Origin of the sequence: Streptococcus sanguinis (assembly GCF_001078705.1) — a bacterium.
In the GTDB taxonomy this organism is placed as follows: domain Bacteria; phylum Bacillota; class Bacilli; order Lactobacillales; family Streptococcaceae; genus Streptococcus; species Streptococcus sanguinis_D.
The window spans coordinates 292,872-311,133 of record NZ_CDMW01000001.1 but is presented as its reverse complement, the minus strand read 5'-3'; the positions used below and the strand labels follow the sequence as shown (position 1 = coordinate 311,133).

At 47.0% G+C, this 18,262-nt stretch carries 14 protein-coding genes; 11 read left to right on the top strand and 3 right to left on the bottom strand.

From position 1 onward, the window contains the following. Positions 1 to 79: 79 nt before the first annotated feature. The 7 genes from ftcD (at position 80) to hutG (ending at position 8,097) form a co-directional block, all read left to right on the top strand. A complete protein-coding gene (gene ftcD / locus SSV_RS01710; RefSeq protein WP_012130840.1) occupies positions 80 to 979 on the top strand; it encodes a glutamate formimidoyltransferase in 900 nt (299 codons plus the stop codon). 14 nt (positions 980 to 993) lie between these two features. After that, the gene (locus SSV_RS01705) at positions 994 to 1,620 is read left to right on the top strand and encodes a cyclodeaminase/cyclohydrolase family protein (protein WP_072073426.1); all 627 of its coding nucleotides are present in this window, start codon (positions 994 to 996) and stop codon (positions 1,618 to 1,620) included. A gap of 66 nt (positions 1,621 to 1,686) precedes the next feature. Then, positions 1,687 to 3,360, top strand: a complete 1,674-nt coding sequence (locus SSV_RS01700) for a formate--tetrahydrofolate ligase (protein ID WP_072073425.1) — start codon at positions 1,687 to 1,689, stop codon at positions 3,358 to 3,360. Positions 3,361 to 3,372: 12 nt separating this feature from the next. Then, positions 3,373 to 3,972 carry a HutD/Ves family protein gene (locus tag SSV_RS01695; protein ID WP_072073424.1) on the top strand — a complete coding sequence of 200 codons (600 nt, stop codon included), beginning with the start codon at positions 3,373 to 3,375 and terminating at the stop codon, positions 3,970 to 3,972. A gap of 75 nt (positions 3,973 to 4,047) precedes the next feature. Next, entirely contained in the window at positions 4,048 to 5,388 is a 1,341-nt protein-coding gene (locus SSV_RS01690) for an APC family permease (protein WP_072073423.1), read from the top strand. A 35-nt stretch (positions 5,389 to 5,423) separates the two neighbouring features. Further along, positions 5,424 to 6,965: a histidine ammonia-lyase gene (hutH, locus tag SSV_RS01685; RefSeq protein ID WP_072073422.1), complete on the top strand. Its 1,542-nt coding sequence runs from the start codon at positions 5,424 to 5,426 to the stop codon at positions 6,963 to 6,965. A gap of 142 nt (positions 6,966 to 7,107) precedes the next feature. After that, a complete protein-coding gene (gene hutG, locus SSV_RS01680) occupies positions 7,108 to 8,097 on the top strand; it encodes a formimidoylglutamase (RefSeq protein WP_141640123.1) in 990 nt (329 codons plus the stop codon). 61 nt (positions 8,098 to 8,158) lie between these two features. On the opposite strand, the gene SSV_RS01675 is transcribed toward hutG, so the two are convergent. Next, positions 8,159 to 11,215, bottom strand: coding sequence for an ATP-binding protein (locus SSV_RS01675; RefSeq protein ID WP_072073420.1), 3,057 nt, complete (start codon positions 11,213 to 11,215; stop codon positions 8,159 to 8,161). A gap of 160 nt (positions 11,216 to 11,375) precedes the next feature. Between SSV_RS01675 and SSV_RS01670 the strand changes: the two genes are divergently transcribed. The 4 genes from SSV_RS01670 to SSV_RS01655 all read left to right on the top strand — a co-directional run bounded on the left by SSV_RS01670 (position 11,376) and on the right by SSV_RS01655 (position 14,922). After that, positions 11,376 to 12,197 carry a PrsW family intramembrane metalloprotease gene (locus tag SSV_RS01670; protein ID WP_072073419.1) on the top strand — a complete coding sequence of 274 codons (822 nt, stop codon included), beginning with the start codon at positions 11,376 to 11,378 and terminating at the stop codon, positions 12,195 to 12,197. A 313-nt stretch (positions 12,198 to 12,510) separates the two neighbouring features. Beyond that, entirely contained in the window at positions 12,511 to 13,560 is a 1,050-nt protein-coding gene (locus tag SSV_RS01665) for a bifunctional glycosyltransferase family 2/GtrA family protein (protein ID WP_072073418.1), read from the top strand. Next, positions 13,557 to 14,468 carry a phosphodiester glycosidase family protein gene (locus SSV_RS01660; protein ID WP_072073417.1) on the top strand — a complete coding sequence of 304 codons (912 nt, stop codon included), beginning with the start codon at positions 13,557 to 13,559 and terminating at the stop codon, positions 14,466 to 14,468. The genes SSV_RS01665 and SSV_RS01660 overlap by 4 nt, the downstream gene beginning before the upstream one ends. Continuing rightward, positions 14,449 to 14,922, top strand: coding sequence for a hypothetical protein (locus SSV_RS01655; RefSeq protein WP_176693526.1), 474 nt, complete (start codon positions 14,449 to 14,451; stop codon positions 14,920 to 14,922). The genes SSV_RS01660 and SSV_RS01655 overlap by 20 nt, the downstream gene beginning before the upstream one ends. Before the next feature lie 49 nt (positions 14,923 to 14,971). Here the strand turns inward: SSV_RS01655 and SSV_RS01650 are convergent, their stop codons facing one another. Together SSV_RS01650 and SSV_RS01645 are read right to left on the bottom strand one after the other, a co-directional pair. Next, complete coding sequence (locus SSV_RS01650) at positions 14,972 to 17,209, bottom strand: alpha-galactosidase (RefSeq protein WP_072073415.1); 2,238 nt, start codon at positions 17,207 to 17,209, stop codon at positions 14,972 to 14,974. A gap of 108 nt (positions 17,210 to 17,317) precedes the next feature. After that, positions 17,318 to 18,262 (bottom strand): AraC family transcriptional regulator, encoded by a 945-nt coding sequence (locus SSV_RS01645; RefSeq protein WP_176693623.1) that lies wholly within the window; start codon positions 18,260 to 18,262, stop codon positions 17,318 to 17,320.

Genomic DNA, 18,262 nt, shown 5'->3' with positions numbered 1-18,262 from the left:
ATCTCACATCTAGCTCAGCTGGAAGTTCCACTTTATTCACTTTGTAATTTTAATAACATATAACACGAGGTAATATCTTATGGCAAAAATTGTTGAATGTATTCCTAACTTTTCTGAAGGCCGCAACCAAGCGGTCATTGACGGTCTAGTGGAAGTAGCTAAGAGCGTGCCAGGTGTAACACTTCTGGACCACTCTTCTGATGCCAGCCACAACCGCAGCGTCTTTACCTTGGTCGGTGATGATCAAAACATTCAGGAAGTTGCTTTCCGTTTGGTTAAATACGCTTCTGAAAATATTGACTTGACTAAACACCAGGGTGAACACCCTCGTATGGGCGCAACTGATGTCCTGCCTTTTGTACCGATCAAAGACATCACAAGTGAGGAATGCGTAGAAATTGCGAAGACTGTATCTGAGCGGATCAACCGTGAGCTCGGTATCCCTATCTTCCTCTATGAAGATGCAGCGACTCGTCCTGAGCGTAAGAACTTGGCTAAGGTCCGTAAAGGACAATTTGAAGGCATGCCTGAAAAACTCTTGGAAGCTGACTGGGCGCCTGACTACGGTGAAAGAAAGATTCACCCAACTGCTGGTGTCACTGCTGTCGGAGCTAGAATGCCGCTCATTGCCTACAACATAAACTTGGATACAGACAATCTGGAAATTGCCAACAATATTGCCAAAATCATCCGTGGTTCAAGCGGTGGCTACAAATACTGTAAAGCGATTGGCGTTATGCTGGAAGACCGCAACATTGCTCAGGTTTCCATCAACATGGTCAATCTGGAAAAATTCCCACTCTATCGTGTCTTTGAAACTGTTCGCTTTGAAGCTAAGCGCTACGGAGTTGGAATCCTCGGCTCAGAAGTCATTGGTTTGGCGCCAGCTAAGGCTTTGATTGATGCAGCAGAATACTATCTGCAAATCGAAGACTTTGACTACGGCAAGCAAGTTCTGGAAAACCATTTGCTGGGCTAGGAGGACAGAAACCTATGAAATTAGTAGATTTAAGTTTGACAGAATTCGCCCAAGTCCTAGGCTCAGACGCTCCTGCACCAGGAGGCGGCTCTGCCGCTGCTCTTTCAGCAGCGAACGGTATTTCCCTAACCAAAATGGTCTGTGAATTGACCCTTGGCAAGAAAAAATACGCAGAATTTGAAGCAGAAATTGCTCAAGTGCATGCAGAAAGCGCCCGCCTCCAAGAAAGCCTGCTCGCAGCTATTGACAAGGACACTGAAGCCTTTAATCTGGTCTCCGCCGTCTTTGATATGCCTAAGGAAACAGAGGAAGATAAGGCTGCTCGTCGGGAAGCTATGCAGCAAGCCCTCAAGGAAGCGACCAAGTCACCTTATGGCATGATGGAAGACATCTTGGCTGCCCTGCAAACAACTCAAAAGGCTGTTGGCAAGTCCAATACCAATGCTGCCAGCGACCTGGGAGTCGCAGCTCTCAACCTTAAGGCTGGTCTGCAAGGGGCTTGGCTCAATGTCCTCATCAACCTGTCAGGTGTCAAGGATGAAGCATTCGTCGCAGACTATCGCAGCAAGGGTGAAGAGCTCCTACAAAAAGGCTGCTCTCTAGCAGATGATATTTATCAAGAAATTTTGAAAGTTGTCTAATAGATAAACGGAAGAGAAGTCCACTCTTTCCCATGAATGGACTTTCTTTTCTCAAGAGGTAACAATATGGTTTTATCAGATATTGAAATTGCGAATTCGGTTCAAATGAAACCCATCAAAGAGGTGGCAGAAAAGCTAGGAATTGCTGAAGACGCCTTGTCTCTTTATGGAAATTACAAGGCAAAAATCAGTGCCGGCCAACTAGAAGCTTTAAAAGACAAGCCAGACGGCAAACTGATTCTCGTGACAGCTATTTCTCCGACACCAGCAGGAGAAGGTAAGACCACGACTTCTGTCGGATTGGTCGATGCTCTGGCTGCTATCGGTAAAAAAGCCGTTATCGCTCTGCGGGAGCCTTCACTCGGACCTGTCTTTGGTATCAAGGGCGGAGCTGCTGGCGGTGGTCACGCCCAGGTGGTGCCGATGGAGGACATCAACCTCCACTTCACTGGTGACTTTCATGCCATCGGTGTTGCCAACAACCTGCTGGCGGCCCTCATTGACAACCACATCCACCATGGCAATGCCTTAGGCATCGACTCTCGCCGCATCACTTGGAAGCGGGCAGTGGATATGAATGACCGGCAACTACGCCACATCGTAAATGGCTTACAAGGCAAGGTCAATGGTGTTCCACGTGAAGATGGTTTCGACATTACAGTTGCTTCTGAGGTTATGGCTATTCTCTGTCTATCAGAAAATATTACCGATCTCAAGAACCGTTTGGAAAAAATCATCATTGGCTATAGCTTTGAAGGCAAGCCAATAACTGCTAAGGATCTGAAAGCTGGTGGCGCTATGGCTGCTGTCCTCAAAGACGCCATCCATCCAAACTTGGTTCAAACTCTGGAACACACACCAGCCTTGATTCACGGTGGACCTTTTGCTAACATTGCTCATGGCTGTAACAGTGTCCTAGCTACCAAACTAGCTCTCAAATATGGCGACTATGCAGTCACCGAAGCTGGTTTCGGTGCTGACCTGGGTGCTGAAAAATTCATTGATATCAAGTGTCGTACATCTGGCCTTCGTCCATCGGCTGTAGTTCTGGTTGCTACCATCCGCGCTCTCAAGATGCACGGTGGTGTGGCTAAGAGTGATTTGGCTGAAGAAAATGTCCAAGCTGTTGTAGACGGACTGCCGAACTTAGAAAAACATCTGGAAAACATTCAAGATGTTTATGGATTGCCAGCAGTCGTTGCCATCAATAAATTCCCGCTGGATACCGAAGCAGAATTGCAAGCAGTTTATGACGCCTGCCAAAAACGCGGCGTTGACGTAGTGATTTCCGACGTCTGGGCTAATGGCGGAGCCGGCGGTAAAGAGTTAGCTGAAAAAGTTGTTGAATTGGCCGAAGGAGACAATCACTTCCAATTTGTATATAATGAAGAAGACTCCATTGAGACCAAGCTCAACAAAATTGTCACCAAAGTATACGGTGGCAAGGGCGTTCGCCTGACTCCTGCCGCTAAACGCGAGCTCAAACAACTGGAAGAGCTGGGCTTCTCCAACTATCCTATCTGTATGGCTAAGACGCAGTACTCCTTCTCAGACGATGCTAAAAAGCTAGGTGCACCTAAAGACTTTGTTGTGACTATCAGCCAGCTCAAAGTTTCTGCTGGTGCAGGCTTCATCGTTGCTCTGACTGGTGCGATCATGACCATGCCAGGACTGCCTAAAGTACCAGCCAGCGAAAAGATTGATGTTGACAAAGACGGCAATATCAGCGGTTTGTTCTAATAAATACCAAAAATGACACATGTAACCCTTTTAAGAGCAAACGATTTTCAAGTTTCCGATTGGTCGGGGGGAAAGACAAAACAGCTTTATCTTTCCCCGCCAACTGGCCACTATGGCAAGCGTGACTTTGACTATCGACTCTCGACAGCAACTATGGAGTTGGCTGAAAGTCAGTTTTCTGACCTCAGCGGCTTTCACCGCATTCTCATGAGCCTGGACCACACACTTCATCTCCACAATGCCAGTCGGCAGGAGGAAACGGTTCTAGCTCCCTTTACTCCCTATGTATTTGAAGGGAGTGATTCTATCACAAGTCGGGGGACTTGTACCGACTTTAACTTAATCTACAGCAACCATTATCAGGGACAGATGATTGCTATCTCAAATGGGCAAGAGCTTAGCCGAGATGACGAAATTCAATTTATCTATGCCTTAGGTGATTTGACGGTGACGGGAACAAACCTGCCAGCACTTAACCTAGAGACAGAGCAGCTTCTGATAGTGGAAAAAGAGACTCAGGAAACTGAGCTGCAAATAATGTTTTCGAGTAACCAGCCAAAAGGTGCGCCCCTTGCTATATGGGCTGGTTTGACCCACATCCCTACTAGGTAAAGATACCATGATGCCTTGTCACCATTCTATCTTTACTTGGAAAGGATCCCATATCTCTAAAGGAGAAACATTATTATGGACGCAACTAAACTCACTGCACAAGAACAAGAACAGGAAAAAGCGAAATTCAGCTTTTCCGGTGCAACTCTCTACGGTATCAATGCCGTTATCGGTTCAGGGATTTTCCTCCTACCGCAAAAGATTTATAAAGGACTTGGTCCTGCCTCTCTAGCTGTCATGCTTGGAACTGCCCTCCTCGTTATTCTCCTAGCCGTCTGCTTGGCAGAAACTGCTGGTTATTTTAATAAAAACGGCGGAGCTTTCCAATATTCCAAAGCGGCCTTTGGAGACTTTATCGGCTTTAATGTAGGTTTTCTAGGCTGGGTCGTAACCATCATCGCTTGGTCAGCAATGGCTGCCGGTTTTGCCCGACTCTTCGTCATTACCTTCCCAGCTTTTACTCCTTACGAACTAGTTCTTAGTATCACTTTGATTGTCTTGCTTAGCTTGATGAATATTGCTGGTTTGAAGACCTCTAAATTTTTCACACTGGCCGCAACTGTAGCTAAGTTGATTCCAATCATTGCCTTTGCAGCATGTGCCATCTTCTTTATCAAAGGTGGAATAGACAAAGGAAACTTCACTCCTTTCCTACAGCTTGAACCTGGAACCAATGTCATGACTGCTATTGCCAACACAGCCGTTTATATCTTCTATGGCTTCATTGGCTTTGAAACCATGTCTATCGTTGCCGGTGAAATGCGCAACCCAGAAAAGAACGTGCCTCGGGCTATCCTAGGCTCCATTAGTATCGTTTCTGTACTTTATATGCTCATTATCGCTGGAACCATCGCCATGCTGGGTAACCATATTATGCAGACGGATGCTTCTGTACAAGATGCCTTCGTAGCAATGATTGGCCCTGCTGGTGCTTGGATTGTCTCTATTGGTGCCCTTATCTCAATCGCCGGTCTTAATATCGGGGAATCCATCATGGTACCACGTTATGGTGCAGCCATCGCAGATGAAGGCTTGCTCCCTAAGAAAATTTCAGAAACCAACTCTAAAAACGCTCCTGTTGTAGCAATTATCATTTCTGGAGCATGTGCCATCGCCCTACTCTTCTCTGGTAAATTTGAAGAATTGGCAACCCTCAGCGTGGTCTTCCGTTTCTTCCAATACATTCCAACTGCTTTGGCGGTCTTGAAACTCAGAAAAATGTATCCAGAAAAGAAGGTTGTCTTCCGTGTACCATTCGGCCCTATCATCCCAGTCTTAGCTGTTGTTGTCAGCCTGGTTATGATTGTAGCTGATAATCCGATGAACGTAGTCTATGGTGTCATTGGTGCTGCCGTTGCAAGCTTAGTCTACTACTTCATGCACGGTCGAAAACAAGTTCCTACTAACCCTGACTAACTCTAAGCATTATATCCCATAATGGAGGATTTTACATGTCAAAATTGATTCACTTAGACGGAAACAGTCTAACACTTGAAGATGTGATCGAAGTGGCTCGTCATGGAGCCACCTGCGAAATCAACCAAGAAGCAAAGGAAGCTGTGGAGGCTTCTCGTAAAATCGTAGATGACATCGTCCGCGAAAAGCGGGTGGTCTACGGTGTTACAACTGGATTTGGCTCTCTCTGCAATGTCAGCATCTCACCAGAAGATACGACTCAACTGCAAGAAAACCTAATCCGTACGCACTCCTCAGGCTATGGCGATCCCCTGCCTGAAGATGCAGTCCGTGCGATTATGTTAATTCGTATTAATTCCTTGGTCAAAGGCTATTCTGGTATCCGTCTCTCTACTGTTGAAAAACTTCTGGAATTGCTTAATAAAGGTGTCGTGCCTTACATTCCGGAAAAAGGCTCTTTGGGAGCTTCTGGAGATTTAGCACCGCTGGCTCACATGGTTCTGCCTATGCTAGGACTGGGTCGCGCTTACTATCAAGGTGAACTGCTCTCTGGACAAGAAGCTTTGGACAAGGCCGGCATCAAGAGAATCGATCTAGCAGCCAAGGAAGGCCTGGCGCTGATTAACGGAACGACTGTCCTGACAGGTATCGGAGCGCTGGCTACCTACGATGCCATCCAGCTGCTTAAACTTTCAGATGTCGCTGGTGCTCTTTCCATGGAAGTCCACAATGGTATTACCAGTCCTTTCGAAGAAGACTTACATACCATCCGTCCTCAAAGCGGACAGCTGGCTACAGCACGCAATATCCGCAACCTTCTAGAAGGCAGTGGCAACACAACCGTAGCCACTCAACAACGGGTCCAAGACCCTTACACCCTGCGTTGTATTCCGCAGATTCATGGTGCCAGCAAGGACTCTATCGCTTATGTCAAGACCAAGGTTGAGATTGAAATCAACTCTGTTACAGACAACCCTATCATCACCAAGGAAGGGCATGTCATCTCAGGCGGTAACTTCCACGGTGAACCAATGGCTCAGCCATTCGACTTCCTCGGTATCGCTATTTCTGAAATCGGTAATGTATCCGAGCGTCGCGTGGAACGCCTGGTCAACAGCCAACTGAGCAAGCTTCCATCCTTCTTAGTCAAACACCCAGGACTCAACTCTGGCTTTATGATTACCCAGTATGCTTGTGCTTCACTTGCTTCTGAAAACAAAGTTCTATCTCATCCAGCCAGCGTAGACTCTATCCCATCTTGTGAAAACCAAGAAGACTTTGTCAGCATGGGAACTACTGCAGCACGCAAGGCAGCTGAGATTCTCAAGAATTCTCGCCGCATCGTGGCAACAGAAATCATGGCAGCCTGCCAAGCTCTGGATCTGAAACCAGAAAACCATGAACTGGGCAAGGGAACTAAACCGGCCTACGACCTCTTCCGTCAGCATGTCCGCTTTATCGAGTTTGATAAGGACATCGAAATCTATGAAGAGCTCAACAAGGCTTCTGAGCTGATTGAAAACGAAGAATTCCTAGCAGTAGTTGAAAAGGCTGTAGACTTGAGCATTCAGTTCTAAAGCTGGTGGCTCTGTAAAAAAGCTAACATAAGAAGCCCGCTCTCGTTCAGCTGGGCTTCTTTTCCCGCCAAAAGTCATTGACAGGCTTGCGGGAAACTCTTATAATAAAGTCGCAAGTATCGTTATGGAAAAGGACAAAATCATGTTAGAAGATTACTATCAGCTAGATAACAGCTACTATCATAAGAGACTGGATGATGATTTATATGCTGCCAAATGGGGGATGGTTATTGAGTTTTTGGACTTAAATGACCCTAACTTAAAACCCTTTGACGGGGTCAACTTTGCTTTGATTGGCTTCAAGAGTGACAAAGGGGTTTATATCAACCATGGCCGAGTGGGGGCTGTCGAAGGACCACAAGCTATCCGAACCCAGCTGGCCAAGCTTCCTTGGCATCTGGGCAGAAACGTCCGCGTCTTTGATGTTGGCGATATTGACGGTCCTAACCGCTCTCTGGAGCAGTTGCAGCAAAGCTTGGCTCGAGCAGTCAAACGCCTGCGAGAGCTTAATCTCCGGCCTATTGTCCTAGGTGGCGGCCACGAAACAGCCTACGGCCACTATCTGGGACTTAAGTCGTCACTAGCTCCTGACCAAGACTTGGCCGTTATCAATATGGATGCCCATTTTGATTTGCGGCCTTATGACCAGACTGGTCCTAACTCTGGTACCGGTTTTCGCCAGATGTTCGATGACACTCTGGCTCAAAAGCAGGCCTTTAACTACCTTATCCTAGGGATTCAGGAGCATAATAACAATCTCTTTCTCTTTGACTTTGTGGCAAAATCCAAGGCTATCCAGTTTCTGACTGGAATGGATATGTACCAAATGGGTTACAAGGAAGTCTGTAAGGTGGTCGATACCTTTTTGACCGGCAAGGAGCAGGTCTATTTGACCATTGATATTGACTGCTTCGCAGCTGGTGCAGCGCCTGGCGTCAGTGCCATTCAGTCGCTAGGTGTGGATCCCAATCTAGCTGTTTTGGTCTTCCAGCACATCGCTGCCTCAGGCAAACTGATCGGCTTTGATATCGTCGAAGTCTCTCCGCCTCACGATATAGACAACCATACGGCTAATCTGGCAGCCAGCTTTGTCTTTTACCTGACCCAAGTCTGGGCGCAAGCACATGACTGATAGGCATTTAAAAACTTCATTACAAACATCAAAAGAGGATGAACATTGCTTTCATCCTCTTTTATTTTGTGCTTAATGCCTGATACAGACCTTGGCGTAAGTTTTCTAATTCCTTGAGTTGGTGCCGATCTCGGTAGGGATTGAGCTGGCTTTTGGCCGTTTCATAGTAGGTGTCAAAGTCCTGATCCAGCAAGACTTCAAAGCCTGCTTGCTGCAAGCTGCCAGTCAGCAGGCGATACTTAATCACAGCCATCAGATAGTAAATCAACCCCTTGTCCCGCGGATTGCCATAGCGACTAATGAGGCTATCCTTTTTCCGCAGAAGATCAAGCACAGGCAGATAATCTCTCTTCTCACAGCCAATCAAGGCCAAATACACTTCCAACTGGGTCTCTTTCCAAGGGAAGCTGAGAGATTTCAAAGCTGTTTTAGCTTTGAGGAAAATTCGCTCCGCCTGCTCATAATCTTTCAGCTGATAATAGGTCATACCCAAGCCGATGTAGAAAGCAAAAATCGAAGGCTCTGCTGTTTTATTTTCCGTCAGCTTAATGGCCTCCTTCTGATGGGTCAGCGCAGTCGTGAAATTTCCGCGAATCTGCTCAATCTCTGCCAGATAGTCTAGAGCCGCCGCAATCTGAATCGAGTACTTGGAACGCAGCGAAGCCGTCAAGCTGAAACAATCAATAGACTGATAGAGATGGTGAAGCGACTGCTCCTCATCTCCAATCATGAGATGATAGAGCCCCTTGAGCCGGAGGTTGATAGCAATGGCCTCGTGATTGTTGGCCTGGACCGAAGCATCTAGAGCCAGCTCCGTATAGTAGCGCATCTCAGGGATATTCTCCGTCTGGATACAGTAGTAAATCATCTGCCGATAGCCTTCTAGGAGAAAATCCATCTGCTGCAGCTCCTTGGCCGAAATAATCACCTGCTGGATATTGTCCATTCCCTGCTGGTAATTCCCCGTCCGGATAGCATAGCGCCCTTCCAGATAGAGAAAGCGAAGAACCAATAGCTGAAAATCCTTGTGATTCTGGTGTTTTCTCTCTAAGCCCTCTATCTCCCGACGGATACGCTCAAACTGGTCCAAAACTGCAGACTGATTGCTATCATCCGTCTTTTCGATAAAACCAAACTCCCGCGAATAAATTGGAAAGAGCTCGTGATGAAACTGCAGGGTAGCCTCGAGATAATGCAGCTCGTACTCCAGAGACTTAATCGGCTGCTTGGACATCTTGTAGTGATAGGCGATTTCATTGAGCAGCTGGGCATGATGGAGAGAGTCTCCCAGCTGGTCTTCCATGCCTTGGGCAATCTGGTGATGCAGTATTCGCTTCTTGGCAAGTGACAGGCGCTCATAGGCGTAGATTCTCAAAAGCTCCTGACTGAACCGCACTACCAATTCCTCGCCCTGCTCCTCTTCCATCAAGAGCTGCTTCTGTCCAAACTCCTCAGTGATTTCGACCACTTCTTCCATCGGCAGCCCTAATAATCTAGCTAAGAGAGAAACCGACGCAGGAGCCCTAAAGCAAGTCAGATAGTCCACCAACTCTTCCTCTTGACTGCTCAGGTAATCCAGCTTCAGAGACAGCTTGGCCTTGATGGCCGGAGTCAGCGGATGAAACTTCTCTCCTCGCAGGAGCTGCTCAGCATACTCTGATAGGAAGAAAGGGATGCCTTGACTGACCCGATAAATATCCTCAAGGCCTTCTTCAGATATGGCTAACTGACCTGTCTGGGCTTGCAAGTAAGCTGCACTATCCTTAAAATTCAGCGGCTGCAGCTCAATAAAGCCCAGCTTATTGCGTACCAGCAGGTGATTGAAAAAATGTTCCAAATAAGAAGGGGTGCTCAGATGCTTGGTCAGCACAAAGGCCACAGGATAGCCGGTCAAATGATTCATAACCTGCTCCAAGACAGTAACGCTGGACTTATCCATCCAGTGACAGTCCTCAATCAAGACAATCAAAGCTTTTATCTTAGAAATCTTCTGCAGAATATCCACCACAAACTGAGCCAGCTTGTCCGCATCCAACTGAAGACTAGAAGTGCCGCCTGTCAAAATGGGAAAATAACTCTCCAAAATGACCTGCCACTGGCTGATAGAGAGAATCTGGTGCTGAATGACCAAATCCCCCAGACCGTCCAGCAAACCACGCCAAGGCTGCAGCTCTGCTTTCATCTCTTCCTTAAAGCACTCAGCCATGACAATCTGGAAATACTTGGTCTGATTGGCCAGTACTTGACGAGTCACTGTCCGCTTTCCGATACCAGTACCACCGACTAGGACCAGAGCACCCGCTTCCTGAGTCTCTATCACTTTAGAGAAATAAGATTCCAAGCGCTTGATTTCATCGACCCGCCCGAAAAAGTGGTCCGTATTGCGCAGAAACTGCTTGGTCTTACGCTCGCTACGGTCCTTGGCAAGCACCTCATGATATAGTTGCTGGATAGGTTCCGTAGGGCTAATGCCCAGTTCCTTATCCAAAATATTGACCAATTTGTAGTAGGTCTCTATCACCTTGCCAGGCCGATCATTATCCTGATAGAGCTTCATGAGCAGATGGTAGTTCTTCTCATCAAACTCATCAATGCTGATCAAGCGGCGCAAATTCCGCTCAGCCTCTTCCAAATCCAGATGATCTTTTTCTGTTTCCAGCTGTTGGTAGCAGGCTTGGATATAAAGCTGCTCATATCGCGTCCGCATCTTAGACACCCAGTAATCAAAGGCTTCGCTGTCCTTGAGATAGAAGCCCTGCAGAAAATCCCCCTGATAGAGCGACAGATGCTCCGCAGGACGGTCCGTGAAAAGTTCTGCATCACTTTCAATCGCACACTCAGGATTAAGCGACAGAACAGTCCGGTTGGGAGCGACAATCCATTCCCCACCTAGTAGCTTGTTAGCTTGATAAATTGTGTTGCGCAGATTCTTTTTGGCGGTCTGGTTATCCTTGTTTTCCCAGAGGATTCCTGCAATCTCCTCCCGATTGACTGCTCCATTGATGTGGAGATAGTAAAGCAGAGCATTGATTTTAGCAAAAGGAAAAAAGACTTCCTCCTGATTGAGAAAGACACTCGGACTTCCTAGCAATTTCAACCTCAACAGATTTTTCGACATGCAAACGCCTCCAAGAAACCTTATAGAACTAATATAAACAAAAAGAGACAGTTTGGCAAGTAAAGTATTATACTAATCCTTAATTTCCAGTTTTTAAATTGGTTTTATTTAGGATTTTTTTGTTATACTAGGATGAAAATAAAATTTTAGAAAGTTACTTATGAAGAAAAATATTGTTCTTTTCATTTTTCTCCTTCTGAGCGCGATTGGCTTAGAATACGAGACACAAGCCTATACTACTGGCAGTATGTCAGGCACTTCCTATGGGATTGTCGGACTGTCAGCCCTCTTGGCCCTGCTCTATATCGTCCCTGCCCTGCTCTTGATTCGTCAACTGGGAAAAAAATGGCAGACGCCTGCACTTAGCCTTGGGGTAGCTCTGCTAGGCGGCCTTTTCATCTCTGGCTGGACCTCTGGCTTGGCCAACACCTATATCCACGAATGGGTCAGCACCAGCTTCCCAAATACTCTGCTCAGTGACCTAGAAAATGCCATCGCAGCTCCGCTGGTTGAAGAACCCCTCAAGCTGTTGGCAGTTGCCTTCGCTGTCTATCTAGTCCCCGTCAAAAAGCTCAAATCCTTCTTGATGCTGGGTACAACGGCCGGCATGGGCTTTCAGATTAGCGAGGACTTCTCTTATATCCTCTCTGACCTGCCCGAAGGCTTCTCCTTCACTATCTCTGGTATCTTAGGCCGTATCACTGGCGGCGTCGCCTCTCACTGGCTCTACACCGCCCTAACCACTCTCGGTCTAGCTCTCATGCTACGCTATGCCAAAACTCAGAAAAATTATTTCCGAGTGGGGCTCTTCTACTTCCTAGCAGCCTTCGTTCTCCACTTCTTCTGGAACTCACCGCTGACTGCTATCGAAACAGATATCCCAATCATCGTCCCTGCCATGACTGCTCTGGCTGTCTTTATCTTTTACCAAGCCTACCGAACAGCCCATAAAATTGACCAAGAAGAATTGGAAGTGGAGTAATACCCAAAAAACGACCGTTAGGGTCGTTTTTTTGTTGCAGGAAAATATTTTCCCAATATTTATATTTGAATCATAGTAATAGATTGCCAACATTTGAATTTTCTAGTTTTTATAAGTATATACATAAATCACCTTTCATACTCTATAATTCATCCCACAACTTCACCTTACCCCCTCTTCCTATCGCATTTCTACCACATTCTACCCATGCTCTTTCCTTAAAGAAATGTTAACATTTTCTTAAAACTAACTTATATTAGGAATCTTTAAGCCGCAGTCTGTATACTTTCTACAAATCATCTAAGAAAGAGGTATGGATATGGATTTTCTAGTGATTCCGGCCTACGAGCCTGATTATAATCTTATTAAGCTGATAAAAAAAACTCACCATAAAGGTGATTTTCATATCATTGTTATCGATGACGGCAGCTCTTCCAAATGCCAGATAGTCTTTGAGCAGGCAGAGCAGTATGCGACCGTGCTCCGTCATCAGGTCAATCAAGGCAAGGGGCAAGCGCTGAAGACTGCTTTTACCTTTATCCAAGCACTGAAGATCTATGGAACGGTGGTAACAGCAGATGCAGACGGCCAGCATAAGGTCTGGGATATTTTCCGCGTAGCGAGCAAGGCTTCTGAAAATCCCAATCAGCTGATTCTGGGAGCACGCGCTTTTACTGGCAAGGTGCCTCTGCGCAGCCGCTTCGGTAACAGTCTGACTCGGGCTCTCTTCAAAGTCCAAACTGGCGTGAGTGTCTCCGATACTCAGACAGGCTTACGAGCCTTTACGACCAACATGATTCCGTTTATGCTAAAGGTAGAGGGCCAGCGCTATGAGTATGAAATGAACATGCTCTTAGAAGCCAGCAAGGAATATCGCATTTTGGAAGTGCCCATTGAGACGGTCTATATCAATGACAATCAAGGCTCGCACTTCCGACCAATTCGGGATGGGCTCATGATTTATAAAAATATATTCAAATTTGCTCTGACTTCTCTCAGCAGTTTCGTCGTCGACTATATCGTCTACGCACTGGCTCTCTTGTTTTTAGCTGCTGTGCCGACCAGCCTGAGAATTCTTCTCGCAAATGGGATTGCCCGCGTGACCAGCTCAATCTTTAACTATTCGACCAATAAAAGGCTGGTCTTTAAGAACGACGACAGTATACTCAAGACAGGAACTGGCTATTTCAGCCTAGCTGTAGTGCTCTTTATCCTAGACACACTGCTGATTCGCCTCTTCTATGCTGTCTTTGGTCTCAATCTTCTGATTGTCAAAATTATCGCCGGCATCTTACTCTTCACCGTCTCCTGGATGGTGCAAAAGAGATTTATTTTTAAGGAAAGGACACACACCGCATCATGAAATTTTTAAAGAAACGCTATGCCTACGCCTCCATTTTCGGGCTGCTTCTGACAGCTTCTTTCAGCTACTCCATGCTGAAAACCTTCGTCATCGCAGAGACCATTTCCACGGTTTCAAGCGCAAGTTCGTCGTCCAATACCGAGGCTGCCAGCAAGGCTGCGGAAACAGCGACTGTGACGGATACCAGCTATTCAGACGACAACATCTCAGTCACGCTAACTGAAAAGACCGTCAGCAACACCCAAGTCTACATCGCTGACGTGACTGTTAGCTCATCAGAATATCTGAAAACAGCCTTTGCCCAAAACACCTATGGAAACAATGTCACGGCAAAAACCTCGGAAACGGCTGCCAACAACAATGCTATCCTAGCGGTTAACGGTGACTACTATGGAGCCAATACAACCGGCTATGTCATCCGCAATGGCGTCGTCTACCGCGATACCGTCCGAGAAGACTCCAGCAATGGGGATTTAGCTATTTACAAAGACGGCTCCTTCAAGATTATCTATGAAGACCAAGTCTCTGCTGATCAACTGGTCAAAGACGGCGTGGTCAATCTCTTGGCTTTCGGCCCATCTCTTGTAGAAAATGGCGAAATTGTCGTTGATACCAACTCCGAAGTCAGCCAGTCCATGTCTTCCAATCCTCGGACAGCTATCGGTATCATTGACGAAAACCACTACATCATCATCGTCTCAGACGGACGCACCTCAGAAAGCGAGGGACTTTCCCTCTACCTGATGGCAGAAATCATGAAATCTTATGGTGTCAAGACTGCCTATAACCTTGACGGCGGTGGCTCCTCTACACTTTACTTTAACGGTCAGGTCATTAACAAACCTACAACCAACGGAAATACTATCTCAGAAAGGTCGGTGAGTGATATTGTCTACATCGGTTACTAATCCCAGCAAAAAACGTTTTAGAAAAACAGCTCTTATCTACGCACTATTAACTATTTTCTTCTTTGCTTTCAGCAGAATCTATGAATCCTTCAGCTTCGGCGAAACATCTAGCCACATGCACTACCTCTTTGTCATTCCTCTGGTGGGTGGCATCCTCCTCCTGCTCTTTATGAAGGTTATTCCTAATCTCTCTCGGCTCAGCCTCAACCTCTGGAACTCAGCAGTAGCCATCATGACAGCTGGCATGCTCTTCCGTGGCATCGTCAATCTATCTGGCCGCTCCACGACGCTGGATATGCCCTACTGGTACGTAGGATCAACCTTTGCGGCTCTGACACTACTCTCCATGGTCTTTACTCGAAGTGAGTGGAAGGCAGAAGAGCAAGCTCAACCAATACCCTGCAAAAAAGAAGACGCAAAACTAAGTCGTCGTGAAACCTACAGTCAAGTATAAATCATAACCACCCGTTAGACGGGTGGTTATGATTTATTTCCCATCTTATCTACTCATCTTCTGCTTCAAACAGCCAGAGTTTGGAATCAAAGTCATAGCTTGGCTTTTGCTCAGAATCCTCCAGAAGCTGACCGCTGGAAGCGTCCGTGGTGACCAGTCCAACTCGCATAAGCTCAGCCCCAGTATAGACACGCCCCTCTAGTCGATAGACCTTATCCACAGCCAGCCCTTTCAGTTGCAAGCGCTGATGAGAGCGATTGACTTGATTGAGGACCTTGAAAGTGCCTAATAGTGCAGTGTTCTGATCCTGACTGACAACCATCCAAGCTGTCTGCCCCTCTCCCTTAAATGGCGACAGCAGTCGATAAAACGTTCCATTATGAATTAGCTCTCGATGACGCTTGTAAAAAGCTATCTGTTCCCTGACTTCAGCCAATTCTTCTGGGCTTAGCTGATTAAGATCCAGCTCATAGCCAAAGGAACCGAAAAAGGCGACATTCCCCCGCGTCTTCAACGGAGTCAGACGATTGGTCTGGTGATTGGGCACGATGGAGACATGGGCTCCCATGGATGAAAGCGGATAGAGAAGGCTAGTTCCATACTGGATTTTCAAGCGCTCGATCGCATCCGAGTCATCGCTGGTCCAAGCTTGAGGAGCATAGTAGAGCATACCTGGATCAAAGCGGCCTCCACCTGAAGAGCAGGACTCAAATAGCAATCTCGGATAGCGACTGATCAAACGCTCATACAAGTCATAAACACCCAAGACATAGCGGTGAAAAATCTCTCCTTGCTGATCAGCTGGCCAGGCAGCTGAGAAGACATCCGTCAGAGGGCGATTCATATCCCATTTGATATAATCCAGCTGCGCTTCCTCGATAACTGATGACAGCCGCTCAAAGATTTCATCCACCACCTCCGGCCGAGAATAGTCCAAAACAAACTGGTTCCGACCATGGTGGGGCTGTCTATCTGGCACTGCCAGCAACCAGTCAGGATGAGCTCGATAGAGTTGGCTGTCCTTATTGACCATTTCCGGCTCAAACCAAAGACCGAACTTCATACCTAAACCGTGAATTCGCTCTGCTAGCGATCCCAGCCCCTGCGGCAGCCTGTCTGGATTGACAAACCAATCACCCAGCCCAGTGCGATCATTAGTCCGCTGGCCAAACCAGCCATCATCTAACACAAAGAGCTCCACCCCTACTTGCTGAGCCTTTTCAGCAAGCTCCAGCAGCTGATCCTCACTAAAGTCAAAATAGGTAGCTTCCCAGTTATTGATGAGAACAGGACGCACTCGCTCGCGCCAGTAGCCCCTAGCCAGACGTCGACGAAATAGCTGATGAAAGACTTGACTCATGCCATTGAGGCCCTGCTCAGAATATACCAGCAGAGCTTCTGGACTGGTAAAGGACTGGCCCGCAGCCAGCTTCCACTCAAAACCGAGAGGATTGATGCCTATCTGCAGCCGAGTCACATCATAGGTGTCCACCTCAGCCTGAATGAGAAAATTACCTGAATACACCAAGGCCGCTCCTAGCACTGGACCTGAAAACTCAGTCGTTTCCGGTCGCTTAAGAGCTACAAAAGGATTGTGGTGGGGACTGGAAATGCCGCGGGTTGACTCAATAGACTGAATCCCCTGCTGAAGCGGGCGCTCCTTGATATGGCGTTCCCGGGCCCATGCTCCCGATAGCTGCCGCCAGTCATAATCAGCATCTGGCAGATCCAGCGACAGACTAGCTAGGGATTCCAAGTAGCAAGTTTCCCTACCTTGATTAATCACTTTGCTGGAGCGAGCGATAACCGGCCAATCAGCAAAAATCGTATAAAACAGCTGAACTTCAACTTCTGTCAACTCATCTCGCAGGGTCAAGATAAGAGTTTTAGCCTCCGTTTGAGTCTCTGTATAAGTAGCGGGCAGCCCCTCTAAAGCTGGCTTACCATCTACTATCTGATGACTGACATAGACAAAATCAGTAATGCGCGAGCCATTTTCCTGCCGCAGACAGATAGCGGGATGGCGAAAGTCTGTCGTGCCGTATTCTGGAAATTCCTGCCGCACATGCTCCAAAGAATAGCGTAAATCCCCTTCTTTCCGATAGGTCGTCATGGGCCGATGCTGCAGCTCCACCAGATAAGAATAATCCCTCTCTGGTACTGCCGCGCCGTAGTAAAGCTGCAAGAGTTTACCATCCTCCGAAACCCGAAAGATATAAGAAACCTCGTCGTTAGTCAGATGAAATTGCCGACATTCTTCGTTAAACCAAATACTCGCCTTATTCATGATCTTCTCCTTTCGCAGTCTGCAATCATGCTTCTCCTTTCATTATAAAAAAGGCTCCCCTTTTTGGTAAGCCTTTCTTTCTAGTTTTATTTATCCAAATGTGACTTTTTACAGCTCCTGCCCCAGATGAGAGCTAGCCTTGCGAAAGTTCAGGGGCGACTGGCCACGTGCCTTCTTGAAGGCTTTTGAAAAGCTCTGGGTTCCGGCAAAGCCTGTCTTATTGGCAATCTCTTCCACCGAAAGCTGGCTGCTCGTCAGCAAATCAGCTGCCATATTGAGTCGCAAATCATTACTGTACTCCTTAATACCCTTTCCTACTTCATCCTTGAAAAGCCGAGATAGGTAGGAAGGGTGTAGCGCTAATTTCTGCGCCAACTCCTGCACAGATAAACTTTCTGGCAGATGGCTACTCAGCAGTTCCAATACCTGCTGGACATAAGGATTGACTCGACGGCTTTCCGTGATTAAGGATGTCTGCTTAAGACGTTGGGACAAGAGCTCTAAGAATCGATAAACTTGCCTTTGCAGAGCTAGTTCAGCTGTTATTCCGCTGCCTTCGTAAGCCAGACTTTCAAAGACCAAGGCCTTAAATTCCTGCAAAGAAGTCAGCTCAAAAGACCATTGGCCAGACTGTAAGCCCAGAGCCTGCAGATAAGGAGGCAAGAGGCGTCCACCCAATCCCATCCAGACATAAGACCAAGGCTCTTCTCCATCAGCCTGATAAAAGACCGACTGACCCGGTGGCACCACAAAGCCCTGCCCTTCCTGCAAATCATAACGCTGATTGCCAACGGAGTAAGTCCCCCGTCCCTCCAGTACGATATGAATGACATAAACATCCCGAACAGCCGGCCCAAAGCTATGATGGGCTTCCGTTTTTGAATAACCACAGAAGGCAAAAAAACAATCTTCTTGGCCAAACTGCATAGACTTAACCAAGGTCAGCGAATGCTCCATCAGCTTCTCCTTAGATTTAGATAATTTTTTTATCCTTATTATAAAACAAAAACCACTAAACAGCAACTGAATCTGATTAGTGGTTTCTTCATTCAT

Coding starts and splice junctions, on each gene's coding strand:
- ftcD (WP_012130840.1), top strand. CDS start 80: ATGGCAAAAATTGTTGAATGTATTCCTAACTTTTCTGAAGGCCGCAAC.
- SSV_RS01705 (WP_072073426.1), top strand. CDS start 994: ATGAAATTAGTAGATTTAAGTTTGACAGAATTCGCCCAAGTCCTAGGC.
- SSV_RS01700 (WP_072073425.1), top strand. CDS start 1,687: ATGGTTTTATCAGATATTGAAATTGCGAATTCGGTTCAAATGAAACCC.
- SSV_RS01695 (WP_072073424.1), top strand. CDS start 3,373: ATGACACATGTAACCCTTTTAAGAGCAAACGATTTTCAAGTTTCCGAT.
- SSV_RS01690 (WP_072073423.1), top strand. CDS start 4,048: ATGGACGCAACTAAACTCACTGCACAAGAACAAGAACAGGAAAAAGCG.
- hutH (WP_072073422.1), top strand. CDS start 5,424: ATGTCAAAATTGATTCACTTAGACGGAAACAGTCTAACACTTGAAGAT.
- hutG (WP_141640123.1), top strand. CDS start 7,108: ATGTTAGAAGATTACTATCAGCTAGATAACAGCTACTATCATAAGAGA.
- SSV_RS01675 (WP_072073420.1), bottom strand. CDS start 11,215: ATGTCGAAAAATCTGTTGAGGTTGAAATTGCTAGGAAGTCCGAGTGTC.
- SSV_RS01670 (WP_072073419.1), top strand. CDS start 11,376: ATGAAGAAAAATATTGTTCTTTTCATTTTTCTCCTTCTGAGCGCGATT.
- SSV_RS01665 (WP_072073418.1), top strand. CDS start 12,511: ATGGATATGGATTTTCTAGTGATTCCGGCCTACGAGCCTGATTATAAT.
- SSV_RS01660 (WP_072073417.1), top strand. CDS start 13,557: ATGAAATTTTTAAAGAAACGCTATGCCTACGCCTCCATTTTCGGGCTG.
- SSV_RS01650 (WP_072073415.1), bottom strand. CDS start 17,209: ATGAATAAGGCGAGTATTTGGTTTAACGAAGAATGTCGGCAATTTCAT.
- SSV_RS01645 (WP_176693623.1), bottom strand. CDS start 18,262: ATGAATGAAGAAACCACTAATCAGATTCAGTTGCTGTTTAGTGGTTTT.